This window comes from Ruegeria sp. CI1, assembly GCF_056536925.1.
The window spans coordinates 26,515-51,009 of sequence record NZ_JBQFQP010000012.1 but is presented as its reverse complement, the minus strand read 5'-3'; the positions used below and the strand labels follow the sequence as shown (position 1 = coordinate 51,009).

At 58.6% G+C, this 24,495-nt stretch carries 23 protein-coding genes and 1 tRNA gene; 9 read left to right on the top strand and 15 right to left on the bottom strand.

All coding sequences use genetic code 11. The features are described 5' to 3' along the window. Positions 1–29: 29 nt before the first annotated feature. From ACR0LZ_RS14985 to ACR0LZ_RS14970, 4 genes are all read right to left on the bottom strand, one after another. On the bottom strand, positions 30–3,455 hold the full coding sequence (locus tag ACR0LZ_RS14985) for a GAF domain-containing protein (protein WP_480750645.1): 3,426 nt from the start codon (positions 3,453–3,455) through the stop codon (positions 30–32). Between the two features lie 436 nt (positions 3,456–3,891). After that, positions 3,892–4,725, bottom strand: a complete 834-nt coding sequence (locus ACR0LZ_RS14980; protein WP_480750644.1) for a DUF2182 domain-containing protein — start codon at positions 4,723–4,725, stop codon at positions 3,892–3,894. A 12-nt stretch (positions 4,726–4,737) separates the two neighbouring features. After that, a complete protein-coding gene (locus tag ACR0LZ_RS14975; RefSeq protein ID WP_480750643.1) occupies positions 4,738–5,352 on the bottom strand; it encodes a DUF1326 domain-containing protein in 615 nt (204 codons plus the stop codon). 1,493 nt (positions 5,353–6,845) lie between these two features. Next, positions 6,846–7,784, bottom strand: a complete 939-nt coding sequence (locus tag ACR0LZ_RS14970) for a pirin family protein (protein ID WP_480750642.1) — start codon at positions 7,782–7,784, stop codon at positions 6,846–6,848. Positions 7,785–7,923: 139 nt separating this feature from the next. Here ACR0LZ_RS14970 and ACR0LZ_RS14965 point away from each other — a divergent pair, with 139 nt between their 5' ends. Beyond that, positions 7,924–8,067 carry a metallopeptidase family protein gene (locus ACR0LZ_RS14965; RefSeq protein WP_480750747.1) on the top strand — a complete coding sequence of 48 codons (144 nt, stop codon included), beginning with the start codon at positions 7,924–7,926 and terminating at the stop codon, positions 8,065–8,067. Positions 8,068–8,263: 196 nt separating this feature from the next. Here the strand turns inward: ACR0LZ_RS14965 and ACR0LZ_RS14960 are convergent, their stop codons facing one another. Then, positions 8,264–8,467 carry a hypothetical protein gene (locus tag ACR0LZ_RS14960; RefSeq protein WP_480750641.1) on the bottom strand — a complete coding sequence of 68 codons (204 nt, stop codon included), beginning with the start codon at positions 8,465–8,467 and terminating at the stop codon, positions 8,264–8,266. A 1,307-nt stretch (positions 8,468–9,774) separates the two neighbouring features. Between ACR0LZ_RS14960 and ACR0LZ_RS14955 the strand changes: the two genes are divergently transcribed. Continuing rightward, positions 9,775–9,939, top strand: a complete 165-nt coding sequence (locus tag ACR0LZ_RS14955) for a tyrosine-type recombinase/integrase (RefSeq protein WP_480750640.1) — start codon at positions 9,775–9,777, stop codon at positions 9,937–9,939. Between the two features lie 71 nt (positions 9,940–10,010). Here the strand turns inward: ACR0LZ_RS14955 and ACR0LZ_RS14950 are convergent. After that, positions 10,011–10,087: transfer RNA gene (locus ACR0LZ_RS14950), tRNA-Pro, on the bottom strand. A gap of 127 nt (positions 10,088–10,214) precedes the next feature. Between ACR0LZ_RS14950 and ACR0LZ_RS14945 the strand changes: the two genes are divergently transcribed. Beyond that, positions 10,215–11,807 carry a Na/Pi cotransporter family protein gene (locus ACR0LZ_RS14945; RefSeq protein ID WP_480750639.1) on the top strand — a complete coding sequence of 531 codons (1,593 nt, stop codon included), beginning with the start codon at positions 10,215–10,217 and terminating at the stop codon, positions 11,805–11,807. Between the two features lie 3 nt (positions 11,808–11,810). Here ACR0LZ_RS14945 and leuB read toward each other — a convergent pair whose 3' ends face one another. Next, on the bottom strand, positions 11,811–12,914 hold the full coding sequence (gene leuB, locus ACR0LZ_RS14940) for a 3-isopropylmalate dehydrogenase (RefSeq protein ID WP_480750638.1): 1,104 nt from the start codon (positions 12,912–12,914) through the stop codon (positions 11,811–11,813). Between the two features lie 91 nt (positions 12,915–13,005). Between leuB and ACR0LZ_RS14935 the strand changes: the two genes are divergently transcribed. Then, positions 13,006–13,539, top strand: a complete 534-nt coding sequence (locus ACR0LZ_RS14935) for a redoxin domain-containing protein (RefSeq protein WP_480750637.1) — start codon at positions 13,006–13,008, stop codon at positions 13,537–13,539. Here the strand turns inward: ACR0LZ_RS14935 and ACR0LZ_RS14930 are convergent. Then, a complete protein-coding gene (locus tag ACR0LZ_RS14930; protein WP_480750636.1) occupies positions 13,536–14,432 on the bottom strand; it encodes a LysR family transcriptional regulator in 897 nt (298 codons plus the stop codon). The two genes, ACR0LZ_RS14935 and ACR0LZ_RS14930, sit on opposite strands and share 4 nt — an antisense overlap. An 87-nt stretch (positions 14,433–14,519) precedes the next feature. Between ACR0LZ_RS14930 and ACR0LZ_RS14925 the strand changes: the two genes are divergently transcribed. After that, positions 14,520–15,428: a Rossmann-fold NAD(P)-binding domain-containing protein gene (locus ACR0LZ_RS14925; RefSeq protein ID WP_480750635.1), complete on the top strand. Its 909-nt coding sequence runs from the start codon at positions 14,520–14,522 to the stop codon at positions 15,426–15,428. On the opposite strand, the gene ACR0LZ_RS14920 is transcribed toward ACR0LZ_RS14925, so the two are convergent. The 5 genes from ACR0LZ_RS14920 to leuC all read right to left on the bottom strand — a co-directional run bounded on the left by ACR0LZ_RS14920 (position 15,378) and on the right by leuC (position 20,220). After that, the gene (locus tag ACR0LZ_RS14920) at positions 15,378–16,445 is read right to left on the bottom strand and encodes an endonuclease/exonuclease/phosphatase family protein (RefSeq protein WP_480750634.1); all 1,068 of its coding nucleotides are present in this window, start codon (positions 16,443–16,445) and stop codon (positions 15,378–15,380) included. The two genes, ACR0LZ_RS14925 and ACR0LZ_RS14920, sit on opposite strands and share 51 nt — an antisense overlap. Further along, positions 16,442–17,275, bottom strand: coding sequence for a hypothetical protein (locus tag ACR0LZ_RS14915; protein WP_480750633.1), 834 nt, complete (start codon positions 17,273–17,275; stop codon positions 16,442–16,444). The genes ACR0LZ_RS14920 and ACR0LZ_RS14915 overlap by 4 nt, the downstream gene beginning before the upstream one ends. 313 nt (positions 17,276–17,588) lie before the next feature. Then, positions 17,589–18,194: a 3-isopropylmalate dehydratase small subunit gene (gene leuD, locus ACR0LZ_RS14910; protein WP_480750632.1), complete on the bottom strand. Its 606-nt coding sequence runs from the start codon at positions 18,192–18,194 to the stop codon at positions 17,589–17,591. Between the two features lie 41 nt (positions 18,195–18,235). Beyond that, positions 18,236–18,778, bottom strand: a complete 543-nt coding sequence (locus ACR0LZ_RS14905; RefSeq protein WP_480750631.1) for an HdeD family acid-resistance protein — start codon at positions 18,776–18,778, stop codon at positions 18,236–18,238. A 38-nt stretch (positions 18,779–18,816) separates the two neighbouring features. Next, the gene (gene leuC / locus ACR0LZ_RS14900) at positions 18,817–20,220 is read right to left on the bottom strand and encodes a 3-isopropylmalate dehydratase large subunit (protein WP_480750630.1); all 1,404 of its coding nucleotides are present in this window, start codon (positions 20,218–20,220) and stop codon (positions 18,817–18,819) included. Positions 20,221–20,481: 261 nt separating this feature from the next. Between leuC and ACR0LZ_RS14895 the strand changes: the two genes are divergently transcribed. The 4 genes from ACR0LZ_RS14895 (at position 20,482) to ACR0LZ_RS14880 (ending at position 23,359) form a co-directional block, all read left to right on the top strand. Then, positions 20,482–21,834: a mechanosensitive ion channel family protein gene (locus tag ACR0LZ_RS14895; protein WP_480750629.1), complete on the top strand. Its 1,353-nt coding sequence runs from the start codon at positions 20,482–20,484 to the stop codon at positions 21,832–21,834. A gap of 154 nt (positions 21,835–21,988) precedes the next feature. Beyond that, positions 21,989–22,351 (top strand): ribosome silencing factor, encoded by a 363-nt coding sequence (gene rsfS / locus ACR0LZ_RS14890; protein WP_480750628.1) that lies wholly within the window; start codon positions 21,989–21,991, stop codon positions 22,349–22,351. Positions 22,352–22,395: 44 nt separating this feature from the next. Next, positions 22,396–22,866, top strand: coding sequence for a 23S rRNA (pseudouridine(1915)-N(3))-methyltransferase RlmH (rlmH, locus tag ACR0LZ_RS14885; RefSeq protein WP_480750627.1), 471 nt, complete (start codon positions 22,396–22,398; stop codon positions 22,864–22,866). 7 nt (positions 22,867–22,873) lie between these two features. Beyond that, entirely contained in the window at positions 22,874–23,359 is a 486-nt protein-coding gene (locus ACR0LZ_RS14880) for a flavodoxin family protein (protein ID WP_480750626.1), read from the top strand. 3 nt (positions 23,360–23,362) lie between these two features. On the opposite strand, the gene ACR0LZ_RS14875 is transcribed toward ACR0LZ_RS14880, so the two are convergent. Together ACR0LZ_RS14875 and ACR0LZ_RS14870 are read right to left on the bottom strand one after the other, a co-directional pair. Next, entirely contained in the window at positions 23,363–23,710 is a 348-nt protein-coding gene (locus tag ACR0LZ_RS14875) for a hypothetical protein (protein ID WP_480750625.1), read from the bottom strand. Between the two features lie 35 nt (positions 23,711–23,745). Next, complete coding sequence (locus ACR0LZ_RS14870) at positions 23,746–24,456, bottom strand: DUF599 domain-containing protein (protein WP_480750624.1); 711 nt, start codon at positions 24,454–24,456, stop codon at positions 23,746–23,748. Positions 24,457–24,495: the final 39 nt, after the last annotated feature.

Below are 24,495 nucleotides of genomic sequence, written 5' to 3'. Positions count from 1 at the left end.
AAACCAACCGTCGCCAAGGTCTGGTTGGCTCAAGTCTCCGGGCCTCCAGTCAGTCGGAACACCTCCAGTGGTTCCCGAAGACCCTTCAAGCTCACCTCTCCACACGACTCGACCTGGAAATTGTCCTCCACCGCTATGCTTGCTTTCGGGCTGAGAAGGATGTCACCGTCTTTGGCTTCATCGCACAGGCGCGACGCTAAATTGATTGCGGTGCCCGAGGCTGTATAGTCGAGCCGGCCCTCGAAACCCACCATGCCGACCGTTGCATATCCCAGCGATACGCCAACCCCGAACCCCAGCCTGTAGCCCATGCGTTTCCACTTCTTGCACAGCACGGACATCCGCGCCCGCATCGCAATGGCCAGTCGCACGGCATCGCCTGTCGGGTCCTCGCAAGGCAGGGGATCATTGAACAACACCATGATCCCGTCGCCCATCCGGTGGTCAATACTGGCTCCGTGCTCGGCGATCAGCTTGCCCATTTCCTGATGATAGGTCTGCAACACTTCGATGGTTTCTTCGGGTTCCGCCGTCTCGCAGAACGCAGTAAAGCCGCGAATGTCGCAGAACAGCACCGAGACCAGTGCCCGGTGGCTCGACAGCATCTTGTCATTGCCGGACAGCACCACTGCGTCCGCGACCGCTGACGGCAAGAAGCGCTTGAGCCGTCCCATCCGCTCGATTTCACCCACTTGTTGGCTGACGCGCGATTCTAGCGAGGTGTTAAGTGACTCGACTTCCGCCGTTCTTTCTTCGAGCGCGCGGAACTGACGAACGTTCTCGATGGCGATGACGGCCTGTGCGGCAAAGGTTTCGACCAGTTCGATCTGTTCGGGTGTGAATGGACGAACTTCCCGCCGATAAAGATTAATCGTCCCGATTGCGTGCTTGTCGCGGATCAGTGGAATGACCAGATAGGTGCGGATTCGTTCCAGTTTGACAAGCTGTGCACGACGACCATCAATCGTGTCGGGCTTATCCAAGGCCGACAAGTCGTTGATTTGAATGATACGTCGGTCTTTGATCGCCCGGGATGTGGTGAGAGCGGAGCCTTCGAGTGGCTCAAGTTGCGTATCCCAGACCTTGGCCATTTCGGGACCGGCGCCACGATGTGCGGGAACTCGGAAGTGGGTGCCTTGGTCGTTCACAAGGCTCAGGAAAGCCAATGGGGCATCGCAAAGTCTGCAAGCGTTTTCAAGTATGGTATCAAAAACGGGAAGCTCATCGTCGCGTGACCCGCTGATCACCTGCAGAATCTCACGCGATGCCCTCTCGCGTTCCAGCCGTTCCTGCACTTCGTGGAATTGGCGCACGTTCTCAATGGCGATCACGGCTTGTGCAGCGAAGGTTTCGAGCAGCGCAATTTCGTCCGGGGCGAAGGGTTTGACTTCTTGCCGATAGACCGAGATGCAGCCGACGGCTCGGCGGTCGTTGAACAGGGGAACTGCAAGAAACGTCCGGATACCCAGAGAGTCGACGGCAGCGACCCGCCTTTCGTCACCGGACCGGTAGAGGTCGGTAGCAGCCATGTCATCCAGATGCACGAGTTTACCTTCTCGGACGCACAGAGCAGGCGCATTTTCGGCCTCGATCGGCCAGTCGGTTGAACCGGCCGCAAGTTGATCGGACGCCTGGTCGCCCCAGCTTGCCGTCTTGACGACGCGGTTGCCATCCTCGCTGACGAGGTTAAGGCTGGCCAGTGACGCACCGCACAGAGCCGCTGATTTGCGAAGGACAACCTCGAAGACCGGACGTTCGTCGTGGCGGCTCTGGCTGATGACGGCGAGAATTTCGCGCAGCGCCTTTTCGCGTTCGAGGCGGGTATGGACTTCTCTGAACTGGCGGACATTTTCGATGGCGATCACCGCCTGCGCAGCGAAAATCTCGATCAGTTCGATTTCGTCGTCGGCAAAGGGAGAAGGTTCGATCCGGTTTAGCACAATCGCACCGATGGCAACACCATTGCGCAGTAGCGGAACGACCAGCCGGACGCGCACGTTTTCCTTTTCGAATAGCCGGACATAGACCGGATGGCGGTCCCGGTAGGCTGCGCTCTGTTCAAGGTCGGGAATGTGGACGCTGCGCGCCTCGCGCAGCGCCTCGGCGACGGGCAGCGGATCGTTCAGGTTCCAGGTTAAATTCGGTTCCAGTGGCGTGAGTTGCGGTCCCCGGAAAGATGCCATGTGGAAACGGGTGCGTTCATCATCCAGGATCAATAGCGATCCGGATGACACGCGGCACAACCGGGCGGCAAGCTCAAGTATGATGTCGAAAATCGGCTGCTCATTGTCTCGGCTGCTGCTGATGACCTGGAGAATTTTCCGGGTGGCCGCTTCACGCTCTAATCGGGTTCGCAGTTCGCGAAATTGGCGGACGTTTTCGATCGCGATCACGGCCTGTGCGGCGAAGGTTTCAATCAGCGAGACATCATTGTCATCATAAGCGGCGACAGTGCGGTCGGTCAGAACAATGCAGCCGATCGCCTCGCCATCCCGGATCAGCGGCACCACTAGGACCGACCGGGCCTGCAGGGTGTCGATGTTGCTCACGATCTGCGGAATGCCCTTCTTGTAGCCTTCGGTTTCGCGTCCGTCGGCGACGTTGATGGTAGTCTTTTCCATGATGCAGCGGACCGGCAGCATCTCTGGGATCATGTCGATGACGATGCCGTCGGGCATCGCCGGGTTTAGTTCTCCCCAAGAGCCGATGGCGTGCAACTGGGTCTTTTCGCTATTGGTAAGCAGCAGGCGGGCACGGACAGCGCCGCACAGGCGGGCCGCGTTTTCCAGAATTGTTTCGAATACCGGCAGGTCGTCGTCGCGGCTGCTGCTGATGACCTGAAGAACCTGGCCGGTCGCAGTTTCCCGATCCAAGCGTTCCTGAAGCTCACGGAACTGGCGGACGTTCTCCACGGCGATCACCGCCTGCGCGGCAAAGGTTTCAACCAGCGCAATTTCGTCTTCGGAAAAAGGATGGACTTCTTGTCGGAACAGAACCAGGCACCCGATGCCTTTGGTCCCCGAGCGCAGCGGCACGGCCAACATGGTGCGCATGTTTTCGGTGTCGACCGCAGCAACCGTCATCGGGTTTCCGGCGCGGTAGTTCTCAGTATCACGCAGGTCGTGGACATGCATCACTTTACCGGAGCGGACCGCTTCGACATGGTAGTAGGGGCCGTCCATCGGCCAGACCCAACGATCGGAAGGGATGACGCGTTCGGCACCCCCGAAGGTCGCAACCTCGCGCAGGTGGACGCCGTCAGGGTCGACGATGTCCAGATCCGCCAAAGGCGCGTGACACAGGCGGGCCGCGCTTCTAAGGATGACGTCGAAAACCGGCCATTCATCGTCGCGGCTCTGGCTGATGACTTCAAGAATGTCCCGTGTCGCTTGCTCGCGCTCGCGCGCCCGAGCCAAATCGACCCTTACACTGTCTTGATCTGCGCCTTTCTGCATGGCTCATCTCCAGACCCTTTGCACGTCTTGGAGAACTTAGACGTGCCAGGCTTCGCTTGCCAGACAAATGAATTGCGGCGATTGGTCGGAAGTCAGTCGTGTCCCGTTATCCCGAATTCCACTGTTCACGGTGCATGTGGCACTTCTCGATGCCCATAGGCTTTTCTTAGCGGAACTCTACGCTCAGTGCGGACCTAAGATTAGTCTTCATATGACCCACATCAAAGAGCTGTTCGACTTCATATACTAAAAGTAGAATGTTAAGTGGTAAAGCTGTTCTGAGCTCTCGGCTGCCTGTCCCCAAATATCGGTCTTGTGAGCCGCAGGGTAGCTATTTGTTGAGGTTTGGGCTGACATCAGTGGGTGGTTGGTGTCAGCCCTGCTGTGTCGGACACTCGAACGCAAGATCCTTTCACATTCGCGGGCCAATTGAATTTCACGCGCCGAGCCATGTTTTCATGACAAGCGCCAGCCCCCCAGCGATCAGCGCAATCGAGGAGAGTTTTGTCAACCACGGCCGGTCTACAGCGAGTTTTTCTAGCCCTACGAAGAATGCGAGTGCCGCGATCCAGAGCAGATTCATTACACCACCGACGAAAAGAAGTGCCATCAGAACCCAGCAGCAACCAAGGCAAAACCACCCATTCTGCATTCCCATGCGAAACGCGCCGGATGCTCCTGATTTCCAATTCTGCATAAAGAAGAAAAATGGGTGCTGACAATGTCGCAGGCATGCCTGCTTGAGAGCTGAAATCTGGTAGAGACCCGCTGCAACCAGTAGCGTGCCGGCAACAGGTGCATGGGTGATTTCCATCATCCCGCTCATCTGCCCAACCGAAACAAGGATCCATTGAAGGACAGTCGCAACAAAGCTGAAAAACCCCCAGACGATCAGATACCCGGAAAGGAAAACAGAAACCGAAGCGTAGGGCTTGTCCGCCCTTTTTCTTTTTCTGGAGAGTGTCGCGTAGAGCAATACCGTTGGCGCCGCACTAGGCACCATCATGGCGATCATCATGACCCACCACATCAGGAAAACGAGCAACGTGTAGTGAGGCGTCCAATCGGCTGACGCCATCATCATGCCCGGCATCTCAATGGCCATCCTGGTCATCGCAATAGCCGACATAGGCATACCGATCCCCAGCACAGTATAGACGACCGCAAGCAGGACCACGACGGTGAGGCTAACCATTACTATGAGACGGTCACGCTTCAGGTTGCGTTCCAGTGCAGATTCAACGGCTGAGGTCACGGTGCTTTCAACCACTTTCCGAAGCGATCAGGCTGACCAGGAGAAGGGGGCAAAGTGACCGTTTCTGGAGCCGGTGGCATCGTCCCATGTCACTCCAAAGGCATTGAACTTGCTCTTCGTTGCTCGCGCGAGGGCCAGCGTTGTCGCTACTGGGTGTGGAACATTTTCTATCTTGATGGGACCGCCGCCCGGAAGTGCGCTGTTGACGGCTTCAATCTCCTGCTCGACCAGATCACCGGCTGTCACGGCTATTTTGTCTCCATCAGAGACAAAACTGATCGGACGCTTCTCGATACCTGCCACTTCGCCGACTAGCGGTCCTAAGGCCTCCATTGGACCGCCCGCCGCTCCTGTGGCGATGTCACCGATCGCTGCAGTTTGCTCGTCACTCGCGTTCTCATCGACAATCAGGCCAACTTTGATATTCCCCTCGGACATCGCACTCGGCGCATGAAGAAGAACAACAAAGGACAGTCCGTCCAGTGAAACGCCGTCCTTCTCACCTTTGGTGATCTTCATCGCAATTGCTGCCTTGCAGTCACCTTCCGTCGGGATCGCTGTCAGGTTCGACGTGATGCAAGGGCACAGGAAATCACAATTGCAGGTTTCCATGTATTCTCCTTCAATGCGCCAGCCAGCCATGATCCTTCCTCCCTAGGTTGGACTTACACTAACACGTTTTCATGTTTCACGCACTTTGCTGAATATTGGAGCCAAAATGAATGACTGGCTTGTCCAGCAATCCGCCTATAGCTCCACCTGCAGTCAACGTGGGCAGACTGGAGAAGCCGCACTTGGAAGCCTTGGCCCTCTACGGTTTTTATAGTTGCATATAAATGCCCGACATTTGAACATTCCATACACGCTGCCTGAAGATTCTCCGGCACAAAACTGCGTAATCATTTGACCCTGACAGACCTTGACGAACCTTTACATCAGCCCGCCGGTCCCACCGCTGATGTAAAGGTTCACCCCACGATTTTACCCCAAAACAGCCCTTCCAAGGCTGGCAACCTTTACATTAACTTTACCTTATCTTGACAAAAACCACCCCGAAAACGGTTTTTCTCCGGAGAATGTAAAGGTTGCGAACAGACAGACCCATAGAAACAAGACATTCTGGATCTCAGCAATCCAAAGCGAGGCCGGAAACAGCGCACACAGACGCACAATACGCACCTGATCACCTGCTACCTGGCAAACAACGGATCATGCTCGGGCCTCAGCACAGCGAACCCCAGAGCGATCCACGGCACATACGATCGCTCAAACGCAGGCCAGATCTGCTATTGAGCGATCTCGTTGCACGGAAACGGACGATTGCTCACAGAGTATAAATAGGCGAATAAGGTGCATCGGTCAGTCGTGTCGGGCAACGACCACAGCGCAAAAGATACAGATGCACAATGACCTGGAATGTGAGGTTGTCGCTACAGGTGAAGGCAACGGCATGGGATCGAAAATCGTAGAGAGGAGCGTCGGTGGCCGCCGCCTTGTCGGGATCCTTCCTTAACCGTCGATAGCCATACCTCCCATGCTCAGCAGCTTCATTCAGCAAGCAGACCCAATTCCCTGGATTGGGACCGACATGAATTCATTGTGCAGCCGGCCAACGCCCAGAGTGACAAAAGCGGAAATCTCGATCACTATTATTCCGTAGGTCCTGAACTGGGAATCTTTGCAGTTGCGGTGAATGAAAATGAGCGCGCATCCCAATCCTGAACCCGATCCCAAGCTGTCGGATAACCACTGTATCATGTTTTGGAAATATGTAGAGAACAGCAAACTTTCGATTTCTTCAGTCGGTTTGCTACCATTTTGCTTGGGTATGGCGACGACACTTGGTCTATTGGTCTTGGTGAAAAGGCTGGTGGACAGCGGGTTACTTTGACCCTTGTGGCACTATCGGATGTGAAAGTCCGGGATTGTCGATGCCAAAGGCCTTGCTACCGCTTCGCACCTAAGTGATCTACCACACTGCGAATGTTTTCTGACCGGCAGCCGCCGACTTCTCGCACCATATCCAAGTATCGCGCCAGCACACTAAAGTGGTGTAGTAGAATTCTTGAGAGCGGCAAACACAGACGGAAACGATTTCCGTCACGATCAGAAATCTTGTGTGTCCGGCAGCCTGCCTACCGGTCTGGAAGCGGGATGAACTCGACATCGTCACCGAGTGGCAGGTGGAATCTCCCGTTTTGCCAGTCTCCCGTTCGCCAGGCTTCCTTGGCCTCTTCGATGCGTTCCTGAGATGAAGCAACGAAGTTCCACCAAATAAAACGAGGTCCCTCCAGCGTCTCACCCCCGAGCAGCATAACCCGGGCACCCAACGGCCCAGCCTTGAGCGATACTCGGTCTCCAGGTCGAAACACCATCATCCGCCCAGTTTCGAAGGTCCTGCCCGCAACCTCTACTTCGCCGTCAATGACATAGACGCCCCGGTCTTCGTGTTCGTCGGGCAGGGGGATCGCCGCGCCGGGCGTAAGAGTGGCGTCGGCGTAAAACATCTCGGAAGCCGTCTTTACCGGTGCACGGCTTCCCCACGCATTGCCCAGAATGAGCCGAACTGTCTTGCCCTCGCCCTCAAGCACTGGAAGCGCATCGGCTGGTGCGTGCTCAAACTCTGGCGCTCGATCCTCATGGTTCTTGGGTAACGCGACCCATGTCTGGATGCCGAAGAACGGCATAGGGTCGACCTGCGTCTGATCATCGGTGCGTTCCGAATGGGTAATGCCGTGTCCGGCCACCATCCAGTTCACTGCTCCAGGCTCAATCCAGGCATCTGTTCCAAGGCTGTCGCGGTGATGCATCCGGCCCCTGAACAGGTAGGAAATCGTTGCGAGCCCGATATGCGGATGCGGTCTCACTTCCATGCCGCGCGTCGGCAAGAACTCGGCAGGTCCCATTTGATCGAAGAATATAAACGGTCCGACCATCTGGCGGCGCGGGGCAGGCAGCGCGCGCCGAACCTCGAACCCGCCGAGATCACGTGCACGCGGGATGATTAGGGTATCGATCACATCAATCTCGTCTCCGTTGGGGCAATGCGGGTCAAGGGCAGGGTTCCAGCTCATATTGGCTCTCCTAGTGTGGATCGCTTAAGAATCTAGTGCGGACACGAGACGCACAAAACGCTTATTTGTGCGTAGTTTTTGTTCAAAAATGAACAAAACATAACGGGATTGTTGTAAACCTGCTGGGGCTGCAAGATGTCTGCCCCTTCGTATCTACGAAGGGATAGCGACGACCGAGAAATCGGTTTTCGATATGGCAGCGCCAGCGGATGTAGCCTGGATCTTTCGCCAACCCATTTTGACCGAATGCCGCAACCAAGGTGACGTCGAATTGGACGAGTAGATCGCCCATGTCGTGATCCACGAACCCCGCATCAAATCGGCTGTTCCGACGAGGAAATTGCTGTCATCGATCAATGGTGGACTTGAATGACTATTGACCTCTGCGGGTGGATCCCGCCGACAAGCCGACGAGCCAATAAACTACACCGTGCAAAACGAGCGGCTTCGCTTTGCTGTGGTCATTCGCAGTGGAAAGGTCATCGGGCGAGAATCTTCATCGATCCTCTCAGGCGCTTCTCGGCATCCTCGCCGATGGCCATGATCTTTTTCCGAAGCTCATCTGCGTTTTCGGTGTCGTGGCGCATGTCTTGTTTGGGCGTGCCGATAGCGCCCGCCTTCCGCTTCCGGCTAGACTCATCTGCGGTGATTGCCTTGGCAGTGGGGTTCTTGGGGTGTGCCATGATCATGTTCCCTTCGCTCGGCTAGGGTAGGGCAATAGATCGCTTCAATCAATTTCGAAACGGGCATGAACCCATCGTTGCAATTTTGTGGCTTGGCTGCCTTGAACACGTGTCCTTTGCTCAATGTTTGGCTTGTTGTGGGTTATTGCAAAAAAGCGGGATCTTATCTCCGATGCCATTCGCGGAGAGGAATGGCCGAGCTTTTCGTCCTACTTATTTCGCCGGGTCCCGTTTCAATCGAAGTCCTAGGTTTTCCTTCGCTTGACGATGGGGATGCATTCCGGCGCCGCGATAGCTGGGTGGTTGAAACCTCCCATATACGAAGGTGCGTTTAACGCCACCGATCAATCACTATTTCGCAAACGCAGGTTTTAGTATTTCTTCTATCTTTCAACGTCTTGCCAAAGTTGCAGGCGTTCTCCATGTTCGGCGCATGAATCAAGTTGATGCTCTCGAAGCTCCGATAACCGCAACATCCATTCTGTCCGGACTTGGGTCTCTTGATCGCAAGGAGATTTGCACATTCCTTGCAATTCTTGAGGAAATCGACGCTGTTTCCTTGGCCAAGGGTGCTCTCGAGGACGTCGGTAAGCGCATGAGACTTATCGACGACGTTTCAGCGACGGCAATGGGCCAGGCGCAGAATAAACTAGTGAAATCGCCTGCCTCCGATGCGGTTTTACGTCACCGCCTATGGGTCCAGCTAGCAGGGGCGTTGGCGGTGCCTACTATTCTCCCATTGTCTCCTCGGTCCGCACGTAGAGCAGCGGCGGCCTTGGCAGTTCGAGCGTCAGAAAGGCTTACCCCATCTGTAAGGGCAAAACGAAAGAAGGAGAAGTTGGTCAGATCCGATGGGGGGCTTGCGGGCTTTGGGGCTCACAAGGCTTCAGAACTGTGGAATGCAGGAAAAAATAGGATCTCCGGCGAAGCGCCGTTGTCCTTTCCGGATCTGGTTCGAGAAGAGCTTTTGAACATGCTGGCAGACGAAGCGCTGGTTTCAGAAGCAGCAAGACGGTCTGATCCGGAGATCGAGGAAGCGCTACGAAATGCCCACAGTGCCGCTCGCAATGCGATCGCTGCCGGAGGTGGATGGGTCGCATTTGCCGGGATCGTTGGAAATGCGGGTTTCCTACCTTACATGCTTGCAGCGCAGCTAAGCGCATGGATCCCGATGGTTGGTGGGCCAGCGCTGGTATCACTACTCGCAACACTTGTTAACCCAATGACGGTCGTCGCCGGAGTCGGAGCCTTCGGTTGGCTCGCGGTAGGCAAGGGTTCCAAGGTTGTTCGCAGTCAGATTGCCGCACGTGCTGCGGCATACCGCGGCAGTTCACATGGCAGAGGCGGGCATCTCTATGGACGAGATCGCCCAGTATCTTGGCCATTCCGATACGCGGATCACGGCGTCCACATACGCGCGCTACAGCCCGGAACACCTTCGCAATGCGGCCAATGCGCTGGAGTTCGGCTAGCACTCAGGTTCAACGAACCTTGGACCACTGTCTAAAAAACACCAAAGGCGCCCTTGGGCGCCTTGTTTACTTGGTCGGAGTGAGAGGATTCGAACCTCCGGCCCCTGCCTCCCGAAGACAGTGCTCTACCAGGCTGAGCTACACTCCGACCGTGGCGGGTGATCTATACTCGCGGGCATACAGTTGCAAGAGGGATTCTGATAGTAGCTCGGGAAATTGCCTCTCTTGCCGGAAGGCGGCAATTGTCAGACGGTAGGCTCAATCGAGGGTCTGGCATGAACGGGAATTTATTCTATCTGGTTGGTGGCGTTGGCATGTTCCTTGTGGGCATGGAAATCATGACCAACGCCTTGCGCGAGGCTGCTGGCAGTCGTTTGCGCCGCATTCTTACGACGTTTACCACCACACCTTTGCGCGGCGTGCTGACGGGGGCGACGACGACTGCTGTTGTGCAATCCTCTAGCGCGACGACGGTCATGACAGTCGGTTTCGTGGGGGCCGGCTTGCTGACGATGCCCGAAGCTATGGGCGTGATCTACGGCGCCAATATCGGCACGACCGCGACCGGCTGGCTGGTCTCCGTTCTGGGCTTCAAGCTCAAACTGGGCAACGTGGCCTTGGCCTTGCTGTTCCCGGCCGCGCTGGTCGATTTGCTGGCACATGGGCCGGTGGCCCGGTTCGGGCGGGTGTTGTCCGGCCTGTGCCTGCTGCTCGTCGGGTTGGAACTGATGCAGACGGGAATGGGCGATCTGACCGAGACCGTGACGCCTGCCATGCTGCCGGGTGCAACCTTTCTGGGGTTGCTGACGCTGGTGGGAGCAGGTGCAGCCATCACCATTCTCATGCAATCCTCAAGCGCCGCGATGGCCTTGTCGCTGGTGATGCTGTCGGCGGGGGCGATTTCGATGATCCAGGCGGCCAGCCTTGTCATCGGCATGAACATCGGCACCACGTTCACCGCCCTGCTTGCCTCTCTGGGTGGATCGGTTCCGATGCGGCAAACGGCGATTGCCAACCTGATCTTCAACATTGCGACATCCGTGATCGCGTTTCCGTTATTGTTCCTGTTCCGTACGAATCTGGAGCATATCGCGGCGTCAACCGACGAAATGACCTCGCTCCTGGTTTTCCACACCGGGTTCAATCTGGCCGGAACAGCGTTGTTCCTACCGATAACACGCCAGTTTTCTGGTCTGGTTGCGCGCATTCTGCCCGACAAGCGGGAGCGTCTGATCGACCTTGACGAACGGCTGCTCAGCGATCCGGGTACCGCCATTCTCGCGGCGCAGACAGCCGTTTCGTCCATTGCGGCGCGGTTGTTCACTGCAATCGGATCGGCTCTGCAGCCCGAACCGGATTTGCGCCCTCTCGCGGCTCTTGGCGTATGCGCTGACGCGTTGGAGGAGTTGAGGAAATACCTTGCCGCCATTCGTCTCACCGAAGGGCGAGCGGCCGAAGAAGAAGCCTTTGCCGCCTTGCTCCATCAAATTGATCATCTGGACCGTCTGTTGCGCCGGGCCGGACAGAGAGGCCGGATGGAAACGCTGTTGTCGGACCGCCTGTTGCGCAGACCCGGCTTGGCTGCAGGCGTGGCGCTGTCGCTGGCGGCCGGCGATCTGGCGTCTCCGACGGTCGCGGTCCGCCTGCTGCGCTTGCAAGCGCTTGTCCAGCGTCGGGCCAAGCGCCACCGCCGCGCGATGATGCTGGGGGAACATGCAGGGCTTTATTCTCTGGAAGAGGTCTTTGCGCATACCGACGCGATGCGCTGGCTTGACAGGATACTGCATCATGCCGAGCGGGTGGCGCACTACCAGCCGCACAGCCCGGTCGCAGAGCCTGCGGCAGAAACATCCGCCGCAGGCCAGTAGAAATTACAGGCTGTTGTCCAACGCGGCGATGATGGCAGCGCCCATTTCCGTGGTCGACACCGGTTTGACGCCTTCATCGGCCAGCAGATCGCCGGTGCGAACACCATCGGCTAGCACCTTTTCAACCGCCGCTTCCAGACGGTCAGCCTCGGCCCCATTATCAAAACTGTAGCGCAGCGCCATGGCGAAGCTCAGGATACAGGCGATGGGGTTGGCCTTACCCTGACCTGCGATGTCAGGGGCCGAGCCGTGTACGGGCTCGTAAAGCGCCTTGGGGCGGCCATTGGCCATGGGGGCGCCCAGCGACGCCGAGGGCAGCATGCCCAGGCTGCCGGTCAGCATCGCGGCGCAATCGGACAGGATGTCACCGAACAGGTTGTCGGTCAGGATCACGTCAAACTGTTTCGGCGCGCGCACCAGCTGCATGGCGCCGTTGTCGGCGTACATGTGGCTCAATTCGACCTCTGGATAATCTTTGGCCACGCGGGTCACCACCTCGCGCCACAGAATGCCCGATTCCATCACGTTGGCCTTCTCCATAGAGCAGACCTTCTTGTTGCGGCGCATTGCCAGTTCGAAGGCCGAGCGGGCAACACGTTCGATCTCGCTTTCGGTGTAGCGCTGAGTATTGATGCCCACGCGCTCGTTGCCTTCCTCGAAGATGCCACGCGGTTCTCCGAAATAGACGCCTGAGGTCAGTTCGCGCACGATCATGATGTCGAGACCCGCGACGATGTCCTTTTTCAGCGACGAGAAATCGGCCAGCGCGTCAAAGCACTGGGCGGGGCGCAGGTTGGAATAGAGATCCATTTCCTTGCGCAAACGCAACAGCCCGCGTTCGGGCTTCACACTGAAATCCAGGTCGTCATATTTCGGCCCGCCTACGGCACCCAACAGCACAGCATCCACGTCCTGCGCCTTGGCCATGGTCTCGTCCGCCAGCGGCTTGCCGTGCACATCATAGGCTGCACCGCCCACCAGGTCTTCGCTCACGTCAAAGTGAAGACCGCGGTTTGTACCAAACCAGTCGATGATTTTGCGCACTTCGGCCATAACTTCCGGGCCAATTCCGTCTCCGGGCAGGATGAGGAGCGAGGGGTTGGGCATGAACGGTCTCCTTGCGTTTCGTTGCCATCGCCCTAGCGTGTGCGCGGCAACGGGTCAATGAGACGATCCGGCCAAAACACGAGGAAAATACATGCTGATACCGGGAAATGCGGTCCCTGAACTGAAAATCGAAATCGTGGCGCACGGAAGCTTCGACTTGGACCGGGACAAAGGGAAAAACGGAACGCTGGTGATTCAATATCGAGGCGTGCACTGTCCGATCTGCGTCCGGCAGATGGGCGAGCTGGAGGCAGCGCTGGATGACTTTGCCGAACTTGGTGTCGAAGTCATCATGCTCAGCACGGATACGGCGGAACGCGCGGCGCAAACCGTCGAAAAGGCCGGAACCTCTCGCTTGCGCGTCGGGCACGGTCTGCCGCTGGCGGCGGCGCGGGATGATTGGGGGCTGTATATGTCGAAAGGCCGTGAAGGCACCGCCGAGGCGCCCTATTTCGCCGAACCCGGCCATTTCTATGTCGCCCCGGATCGCTCTTTGTATTTTGCCTGGCAGCAATCGACACCGTTTGGTCGTCCGTCCGTGGCGGATATCAAGGGTGGCATCAAATACGCGCTGGATAACAACTATCCACCACGCGGAACTCATACTGGCCCGCTTCCGGCCTAACGGTTCAACCCAAGCAAACCCTCCGCCAACAGGTTCCATACACGGCGAATGCGGGGGGTTTGCCGCATGGCTTGCGGCGCGGCCAGCCAGACCTGCAGAGGTGGGATGGGCAGATCGAACGGCAGCTCTTGCACTGTCGGATCGGCCTGTCCCACAGAGCGCTGCGTAAAGCCGATGCCGCATCCGGCGCGCACCAGTTCCCAATAAGCGCTGTGGTTGTCGCACCGCACGACGAACATCCTGCGCGTGGCAGGCCATCCCATTTCTCGCATCGTGGTGATGATCGCCTCGTCCGCATCCAGCCCGACGAGATCATGGTCCATCAAATCTTCGATTTTCTCAGGCATTCCTGCACGTTTCAGATAGGATTTGGCGGCAAATGCGGCCAGTTCGATATCCGTGATGTGCTGTGCCACAATGTCGAGTTGCCGGGGCGGGTACATGCGAACGGCGATATCCGCCTCGCGAAACAACAGGTTTTCGGTGGCGTCGGTCGGCACCAATTCCAACTGAATTTCGGGCTCCAACTCTCGGATGCGGGCAAGGATTGGCGGAAGGTTGTGGTGGGAAGCATAGACCGAGGCTGTGATCCTGACCGTACCTGCAAGGCTCTTTGCTTCGCCTGCGGTGATCAGTGAAATCTCCTGCATGGCATCGCGCATGCGGATTGCCATGGGTAACAGTTGTGCGCCAGTATCGCTCAGCCTCAGACCACGGGTGTGCCGGTGGAACAGCGACACGCCCAGGGATTGCTCCAGAGCCTGAATCTGACGGCCCAGAGTTGGCTGGCTGCTGTTCAGATTTCGGGCTGCGGCAGACAGGGAACCGGTTTCGACGACAGCCAGAAAGCTTTGAATCAGGGACCAGTCAGCGGAAATGAGCGACTTATCCATTCAGAAATGAATACATGATCTGCGTTTTTCTGCAATTCAATAACGTAATCGAATGGGTATCTTGCCCCCGAGAAGAGGAGAATATTCATGACACAGACAGTACTTGTTCTCGGGGCCTCGGGACGGTTTGGCCGAAATGCTGTATTGGCGTTTGCAAAGGCTGGCTGGACCGTGCGCGGATTTGACCGAAAGTCAGACGACTTGCTGATTGCAGCACAAGGTGCGGATGTGATCGTAAACGCCTGGAACCCGCCCTATACAGAGTGGGCCAAGCAGGTTGTCCCCCTTCATGCAAAGGTGATCGAGGCTGCGAAACTCAGCGGTTCGACGGTGATTGTGCCGGGAAATGTTTATGTCTTCGGTGCAGATACGCCGGGGCCGTGGTCGGGCGCGACACCACATCTGGCGACCAATCCACTGGGACGAATTCGCAGGCAAATGGAAGAGGCCTATCGCGCCTCGACCGTGCGTACGATCCTGTTGCGGGCAGGGGATTTCATCGACACCGAAGCTTCGGGCAACTGGTTCGATCAGGTCATGATCAAGCCTTTGGCAAAGGGCAAATTCGTCTATCCCGGCGATCCGGACATACCGCACGCCTGGGCCTATCTGCCCGATCTTGCCCGTGCAGCCGTTGCCTTGGCGGAAATCCGGGGTGAATTGCCGCGGTTCGCGGAGGTGCCTTTTGCAGGGTTCACAGTGACCGGGCGAGACATTGCCGAGGGGTTGTCGCGGGTTCTGAGGCGACCGGTTTCGGTAAAGGAAATGTCGTGGTGGCCGCTTGAACTGGCGCAGCCGTTCTGGCCAATGGCGCGGCACCTGATCGAGATGCGGTACTTGTGGAACACGCCGAATTGTCTGGATTGTACGCATTTTGAGACCCTAGTTGGCCCATTTGTACAAACCGATTTCACGACCGCGCTGGCATCGGCGGTCCCGGCGGGACTACTCGGCCAAGAGATCCACCCAGACCAGCCGGTGACGGCTGGCGCGTGACGCGGCCTCATGCCCGTCCACATCGGGGGCGGGCCAATACACCCCGGCATCTGCCACCGACCAGTCCGAGGATGGCAAGACGTAATCGACGCGAAAGCGACCGATCCCGGGCCAGTCCACTGTGTCATGTGCGTCAGGCGAGCGGTGGTTCTGGTTTCCGGCACGCGCAGCACCGGCGCTTTGTGGAGCGGGGTCTTGCAGGCGTGGGTCGGACAGCAGGGTGCGGACGGTCTCGGTGCGACCATCGCTGTCGTGCGGGTCAAGATTTGCATCACCGGCGAGGACGAATTTCGTAGCATGGGCAGGGCCAAGCGCGCCGTCCAGATAGGCTTGCCACAGCCGGATTTCGTCACGGTTGCGAAGGCCGTTGCGATCTTCGGGGCCGTCGAAGACCGGCGGTGAGGCATGGAAGGTCATCAGATGAAACCGACCCGCTGGCGCATCGATTGGAATCGCCCAATGCGCGGTGGAAGACAGGCGTTGTTGCGCCTGTGCCTCTGCCGTGGGGAAGGGACCCGAAGCCGTCTGCGGCAGTTGCGCGCCGGGCAGGTCGCGCCACAGGAGGTTGGTGAATTCAACGACCGCCTCGTTTATGATCGGGTAACGGGACAGGACGGCCAGACCGCCTTGCCCGGAAAACTCGCCCCAACCCTGCGCGTCACCGGGGCCAAAGGTGCGGCCGTCGCCGTCAAGGTCGAGGGCGGTTTCGATGCCGCTATTGGGTTGGCTGGAATAGCGGTGGGGATAGTCGATACCTGCCTTGCTGAGCAGGTCTGCCAGGGCGTTCAGGGCCAAACCGTCATGGTCCCAGTCGATACCTTGCAGGGCAATCACATCCGGCGAAACGGTTGAAATCACCGTGACAACATCCGTGACTTGCGGGTCGCTTCGTTGAATGTCGCGCAGCAACAGGCCAGGGCCCTTGCGGCTGAGTTCGGTGTTGTAGGTTGCGATACGCAAAACATCTGCCTGTGCCAGCGATGGCAACAGCAGAAGCAGCAGAACGGCCCGGATCATGCGGTCTGGGCGGCCTCGGCGGTGGAATAGGCGCGGCGGCGTTTTTCCTCGATCAGGCCGGCGATTCGCATCATGGCCATGCCTCGCATGATGATGCTGGCGGGCAGAAAGGCCCAGGCGCTCATGGTCCAGATCAGGGTTTGCGGATTGCCCAGCGAAATCGGGTCGATGACATCGGACGCCAGCTTGATCACTGCCGGAATAAGGAAGGGCAGCAGCACGCCCACCGTGACGTTGAGCCGACCGTCGCGTTGCAACCGGGTGACGACATCGCCGCCGGTTGTCGGGTCGAAAAGAGGAAGGTTCACCCAAACGTTGAAGGCGCCGTTGCCCAGGGGCCAGCCGCGAAAGCGCAGCGCGTAGGCAAAGGTGGCCACGGTGACCAGCGCGGCGATATAGGCGATTCCCGCCGACATCCGCACCAGATTGACCAGACCGGAACTGGCATCCGGCGGCAGCATCAAGACCACCAGACGCACGGGCGAATAGGGGAAATCGACGACATTCGAGATCAGTATGCCGACACCGGCAAACAAGGTGGTCAATCCTGTGGGCGCGTAGACGTGTTTGCAGACCAATGTCAGGAAGGTGACCATCGACATCAGGCCGACGAACCGCAGCCGGTTCAAAGGCGGCGCATCACGGAATTCGATGAAGCTGGGAAAGGCGGAGTTGTATTCGGCAAACGTCAGTACAAATGCGAGAATCGCGAGGAACACCACGATCTCTGTCGCATTCGAAGCTGAACCAGGCAGGTACAACGCAGGTGTGAGCACCAAAAGCGCCACAAGCAACCCACGTATCGCCGCCCCTGTTGTGCGTGCAAACACTATCCGAATCCCTTCAAACTGGACAGGCCGGTTCTTTGCCGCACCCTTGTTCCAACTTGTGCCCGCTTTGCAAAGCGGATGCCTCTTATAGGCATATTTGTGCCGACAACAGACATCCCTCTCAAGACACTAGGGCAACAAACACATGATTTGAGGCAAAAAGATGGCAAGAGTGGTGCCGCAATGCATCAATGGTGACTCAAATTCGACGTGTGTTCATAATTTTGCACTACATTTTGTGGTTGTGTAAAATTCGGCCCCAAATGAACAAAGGCCGCGCAGGGCGGCCTTTGTGGTTAACGTAGGGTCAGTCTTACACCCAGGGACGGGATTGGGCCGCTTCTGATTCGAATTTTGCGATATGTTCCGCCTTTTTCATCGTCAGCCCGATGTCATCCAGCCCGTTCAGAAGGCAGTGTTTTCGGTGCGGATCGATGTCAAACTTGATGACCGCGCCGTCAGACGTGGTGATTTCCTGAGTTTCCAGATCGACCGTCATTCGCGCGTTCTCGCCCTTGTGCGCGTCCTGCATCAGAACCTCATGCTGGTCGGGGGTGACCACGATCGGCAGGATACCGTTCTTGAAGCAGTTGTTGAAAAAGATGTCGGCGAAGCTGGTCGAGATGACCGACTTGATGCCGAAATCCTTGATCGCCCACGGTGCGTGTTCGCGCGATGATCCGCAGCCGAAGTTGTCGCCCGCGACCAGAATTTCAGCCTCGCGATAGGCAGGTTTGTTCAGCACGAAATCGGGCTTTTCGCTGCCGTCATCGTTATAGCGCATCTCGTCGAAGAGGACGACGCCAAGGCCCGACCGTTTGATGGTTTTCAGGTGGACCTTGGGAATGATCATATCGGTGTCGATGTTGATCAAAGGCATTGGGGCGGCCACCCCGTGGACTTTTTCGAACTTTTCCATTTTTTCACTCCTGCGGGAGAGGGCCAGCCCCGTTCCCCGCGCTATCCTTGTTTGATTTGGTTTCCGGCGCCCTTGAAGAACAGCGCCATGAAGATCAGGCCGAACCCGTTGAACAGCATCTCGATACCCAGAAGGATGCCGAGCAGTTTCAGCAGCCAGGTGGGGTCTTCCGCCGCGTAGTTCCAGATGATGGCGGCGAGAACCATCGACAGAATGCCCGAGATCAGTGTGGGCCAGAAAAACTGTGTTCCGCGCATCTGGAACGACAGGATGATGCGGGCGATACCGCCGGCCATGAACAGGATCAGAACCAGCATGGCCAGCGAAATGACGCCCTGCAGCGGATGAGACAGGAATGACCAGCCCAGAAACAGCATGATCGCGCCCATGATGATGGACAGGATCTTGGCACCGGTGCCTTCGACGGTGAAGCCGCCGATGACCTGAAGCCCGCCGCCGATGAGCAGCAGGATTCCGGTGAGCGTCGCGATGGCCACGGATGCCACGACAGGCGCGCCCAGGACGATGACCCCGAACACGATGAACAGTATTCCCAAAAGGAACAGTTTCAGCCAGTCACTCATTTCAGTCTCTCCCTCAAAAATTCAATTATGAGGGCAGCTTACATCAACTCGCGCACGTCTGTCAGCCGTCCTGTGATTGCCGCTGCGGCAGCCATTGCCGGGCTCAGCAGGTGGGTGCGCCCGCCGCGGCCCTGACGGCCCTCGAAGTTGCGGTTCGAGGTGGCGGCGCAGCGTTCGCCGGGGCTGAGCTGATCGGGGTTCATGGCAAGGCACATCGAGCACCCGGCCAGACGCCACTCGAACCCGGCTTCCTTGAAGATATCCGCCAGACCTTCTTCCTCGGCCTGGGCGCGGACAAGGCCCGAGCCGGGCACGACCATGGCACGCATACCGTCCTTGATCTTCTTGCCCTTGAGGATCGCGGCCGCGGCGCGCAGGTCTTCGATGCGGCCGTTGGTGCAGGAGCCGATGAAGACGGTGTCGATTTCGATATCGCTCAGCTTCTGGCCAGCGGTCAGCCCCATGTATTCGATCGAACGGCGGGCCGCGTCGACCTTGCCGCCGGTGAAATCCTCGGGGTTTGGCACGGTTGCGGTGATCGGCAGCACGTCTTCGGGCGAGGTGCCCCAGGTCACGACGGGTGCGATGTCCTCGCCCTTGAGGGTGATGACCTTGTCGAAATGCGCGTCGTCGTCGGAGTAGAGCGTTTTCCACCAGTTCAGCGCGGCTTCCCACTGCGCGCCCTTGGGGGCGTGGGGGCGGCCCTTGACGTATTCAAAGGTGGTCTCGTCCGGCGCGATCAGGCCGGCGCGGGCACCGCCTTCGATCGCCATGTTGCAGACGGTCATGCGACCTTCCATCGACAGATCGCGGATTGCTTCGCCGCAATACTCGATGACATAGCCGGTACCCCCGGCGGTGCCGGTCTCACCGATCACGGCCAGAGTGATATCCTTGGCGGTCACGCCCGGCTGCAACTTGCCGGTGATTTCCACCTTCATGTTCTTGGACTTCTTCTGGATCAGAGTCTGGGTGGCCAGAACGTGTTCGACCTCGGACGTGCCGATGCCATGGGCCAGCGCGCCGAATGCACCGTGGGTCGCTGTGTGGCTGTCGCCGCAAACCACGGTCATGCCGGGCAGGGTCCAGCCCTGCTCGGGGCCGACGATGTGCACGATGCCCTGACGGACGTCATTCACCGGGTAATAGTGAATGCCGAAATCCTTGGCGTTCTTGTCCAGCGCTTCGACCTGGATGCGCGATTCCGGGTTTTCGATCCCGTTCACGCGGTCCGGCGTGGTGGGCACGTTGTGGTCCGGTACGGCGATGGTTTTATCCGGTGCGTGCACCTTGCGGCCCGCCATGCGCAGCCCTTCGAAGGCCTGCGGGCTGGTGACCTCGTGCACGAGGTGGCGGTCGATATAGAGAAGGCAGGTGCCATCGTCGGCCTCGTGCGCGACATGGGCATCCCAGATCTTGTCATAGAGTGTCTTGGGGGACATCGGTCCTCTCCCGTTTTTTGAGAATAGCTGGCAAATGGTGGCTGGACGCCGATTATAGGCGCGCCAGAACCGTGCGGGCAGCCCCGAAAAACCGTTCACGCAACCGCGCGCGGTCCTGAAGATACGGGTTCGGAGCCGGGTAGTGTCTCATGTGCACCAGATATAACGGGGCACAGTGGCAATCAAGGTTGATCTTGGCATCACGACGGGCCTTGCGCTTGGCCGCCCGGCCCGGCCATGCTGAGGGCAGGAGGTACGCGAATGGACCCAGACCTGTTGCCGACCACGTTCACGGACGTGATCAACGCGTTCACGACGCAAGGCGCGAAACTTGTCGATCTGTTCCTGACCCCCGGTTGGCGGCAATACCAGATGCTGATTCTGCTGGTTCTGCTGGCGATCGCCTATTGCCTGAAGGTACTGACAAAAAACCGCTGGGATGCGTGGGCACGCACCCGCGAGGGTTGGCCGAAATGGCGGCTGCGCGTGCTGGTGCAGATCATGCGCCGTCTGACGCTGGCCTATTTCGCGTTGTTGTCCTGGGCGGTCTATCTGGTGATGCAGCAGGCGACGTGGCCATCGCGGAGTTACATCATCGGGGTTTTCGCGACCCTCGCGACGGCGTGGCTGATCATTGGTTTTCTGGCGCGGCTGGTTCGGAACCGAACACTGAGGCAGATCTTCAAGTGGTCCATGTGGGTTTATGCGACACTGGTCGCACTGAATCTGACTGATGATGTGGCCGGGTTCCTGGATGGCGTCGCCATTTCTATCGGCGATCTGCACATTTCCATATTGGGTATTCTAAAGGCAACGCTGCTGATCGGTGTCCTTTTGGTGCTGACGCGACTGGTTACTCAGGCAGCCGCGCGCGGGCTTGAGCAGAATGACGACCTTACACCGTCAATGCAGGTGCTTTTGACCAAGGCGATTCAAGTGGCGCTTTATGGGTTGGTCCTGATGGTTGCGATCAGGACTCTCGGGTTCGACCTGACCGGCATAGCCCTGCTATCGGGTGCTGTGGGTGTCGGCATCGGCTTTGGGTTGCAGAAAGTGGTGTCGAACCTGATCTCGGGCATCATCATCCTGATGGACCGCTCGATCAAGCCGGGCGATGTCATCTCGTTGGGCGACACCTTTGGCTGGATCAATGCGTTGGGCGCGCGATATGTGTCGGTGGTGACGCGGGATGGCCGCGAGTATCTGATACCGAACGAGGATCTGATCACAAACCAGGTGGTGAACTGGTCGCATTCGGATCGGTTCGTGCGGTTGGACCTGAATTTTGGCACCGCCTATGATGACGATCCGCATCAGGTGCGCGCGGTGGCAATCAAGGCGGTCAAATCCGTTCGTCGGGTGCTGTCCGGGCCGGGGCATGAGCCGGTCTGTCACATAACCGGGTTCGGGGACAGCAGTGTCGATTACATCCTGCGGTTCTGGATCAGCGATCCGACGGCCGGCCTGACCAACATACGGGGCAACGTGTTTCTGGCGCTTTGGGACGCGTTCAAGGCCGAAGGCATCTCGATTCCGTTCCCGCAGCGAGAGGTTCGCCTGCTCAACGATGACGCCGGAAAAGAGACGGTTTCGCAACAACTTGCTGAAGAGTGAGCGCCCGTGACGCCGGGTTTCATTGAAATGACAAAATTTGGTTGCTAAATTCAACTTACCCCCGCGCCGGGGGGTTGGCCGGTGCTTTTCAAAGGAGGACTATGTCCTGTCTCTCAGTACACAGGCGGGTTTGCCCGCCGATAACGGGGCCGCAATGATGGCCCACTCTCAGCTTACCAGCGAAAAGCTGCTTGAGCGCATCCTTTCCTCACTATCCGATGACAAGGCCGAAGACGTTGTGCAGATCGATCTGCGCGGCAAGTCGTCGGTAGCGGATTACATGGTGATCGCGTCCGGACGTTCGACACGTCAGGTCTCGGCCATGGCGGAAAAGCTGATGGACCGCATCAAGCAGGAGTTCGGATTCACCTGCAAGGTCGAAGGCAAGGATGCCGGCGACTGGGCGCTGATCGATACGGGCGACGTGGTCGTTCATATCTTCCGCCCCGAAGTGCGGGAATTCTATCAGCTGGAAAAGATGTGGCTGCCGCAGGGTAGCAGCGCCTCGGCGAACTGAGGCGCTATCCCGGCCTGCGATTTCGGGCCGGAAGCGAGAGTTGAATGCGCGTTAGCATCTGCGCGGTCGGCCGATTGCGGGCCGGACCGGAGAAATCCATGATTGACGATTATCTGACCCGGTTCGACCGGACGGGGCGGGCGCTGGGCCTGGGCCCGGCATGTGTGATCGAGGTCGAGGACAAGAAGAACGCGGGCATGGGCGCCGAGGCGGTCTTGCTGCGCAAGGCGCTGCCCAAGGGCGCGGTGATCTGCACATTGGACGAGCGGGGCAGGACGCTTTCATCGCCCGATTTCGCGGACAAGTTGGCCGGGTGGCGTGATGCCGGGCGGCAGGATCTGGCGCTGATCATCGGCGGGGCCGACGGAATCGACGCGGGCTTGCGGGCCGAGGCGGATTTCTCGATATCCTTTGGCGCGATGGTCTGGCCGCACATGCTGGTGCGGGTGATGCTGGCCGAACAGCTGTACCGGGCGGCCACGATACTGGCCGGAAGCCCCTATCACCGGGTATGACGGGGTCATGGCACAGCTTTTGATCGTCTACCATTCACGCACGGGCGGCAGCCGGCAGATGGCCGAGGCCGCCGGGGCGGGTGCGCGCGGCGAGGCGCAGGTGGTGCTGAAACCCGCCGATCAGGCGGGGCCGGATGATTTGCTGGCGGCAGACGGTTATGTCTTTTGTTGCCCCGAAAACCTGGCGGCGATATCGGGCGTGATGAAGGATTTCTTTGACCGCTGCTATTACCCGGTTCTGGGCCGGATCGAGGGGCGACCCTATGCGCAGATGGTCTGCGCCGGGTCGGATGGCGAAAATGCGGTGCGCCAGATCGCCCGGATCGCGCAGGGCTGGCGTCTGAAGGAGGTTCAGCCCGCCATGATCGTGTGTACTCACGCGCAGACCCCCGAACAGATACTGGCGGAAAAGGTCATTCCCGAAGCCGAACTGGAACAGTGCCGCGAGCTTGGCATGGCGCTGGGCGCGGGGCTGAGCATGGGGGCGTTCTGACGTTCAGTCGAGGCTCAGGGTATAGGTCTGGCCGCTCCACCCGTCGACGAGGCAACGGGACTGGATCCGAACCTCGGTGACACCCGCAGGGATCGAAACACCGCTGAGCGAGCGGGTGAAGGGCTGTTCGTGTTCATGCGGATGCAGCAGCACGCGCAGGCTCAGTTCGTTTCCGTCGGGGTCAAGCACCCGCCAGCCGTCGGCATAATGATCCCATCCGGTATCGGGGTGGGAAAGTGTCACGTCGATTCGCCATGTGTCGCCCGAGCGGTGGGCGGTGGCGTTTTCGATGACGGGTTCATCGGCAAGGGCCGGTTGCCCCAGTAATGCGATCAGGATCAGGTATCTCATGCGGCAACCATAGGCGTGTCCGGCTGACATGGGGTTCACGACTGCGTGTGAGGTGGGCGGGTCAGCAGGATTGCGCGGGAATGCGAGGCGAATTCTCGGCGATAGAGCACCGCCAGCGTCGCCAACGTGGCAAGGATCAGCGCCAGCGGCCCCAGCAGCCAGGCGACCGTGGCCAGCGCGAAATAGGTCGTTCGCAGGGCCCGGTTGAAACTGCGGGCAGCGGTGACGCAGATCTCGGCGGCTTGCCCGGCGCGGGGATAGGCCTCGGGATGGTCCGGGTCGTTCGGGACCGCCGCCATCAGGACGGCGCAATAACCGAACAGACGATGCGCCCAGACATATTTCAGAAACGCGCTGGACAGAAACAAGAGCGTTATCAGGATCTTGATCTCCCACACCATGTCGGGTGCGGTTCCAATCGCGAGATCCTGCGCGACGCCCGCCAGCCGGTCGGTGTTGCCGATCAGCGCCAGCCCGCCGCCGATGGCGATCATCGAGGTCGAGGCGAAGAAGGTGCTGCCCTGCCGCATGCTGGCGACCAGTTGCGCGTCGAACATCCGGGGCTGGCGGGTGACCATCTCTTTCATCCAGCCGCGGCGAAAGTCGTCCATCATGCGGGCCACAGACGGTTTGCCGGGTGCGGGATTCTCGATCCGCCAGCCGATCCAGACCCATGCCCCCAACAACAGCGCGATGGCGGCATAGTCCAGCGGTGAAAACAGCAGGGCGCGGTCGATCCATGTCATGGCTGCGACAGTAAGGCTTACCGGTTGAACTTGCCAGAT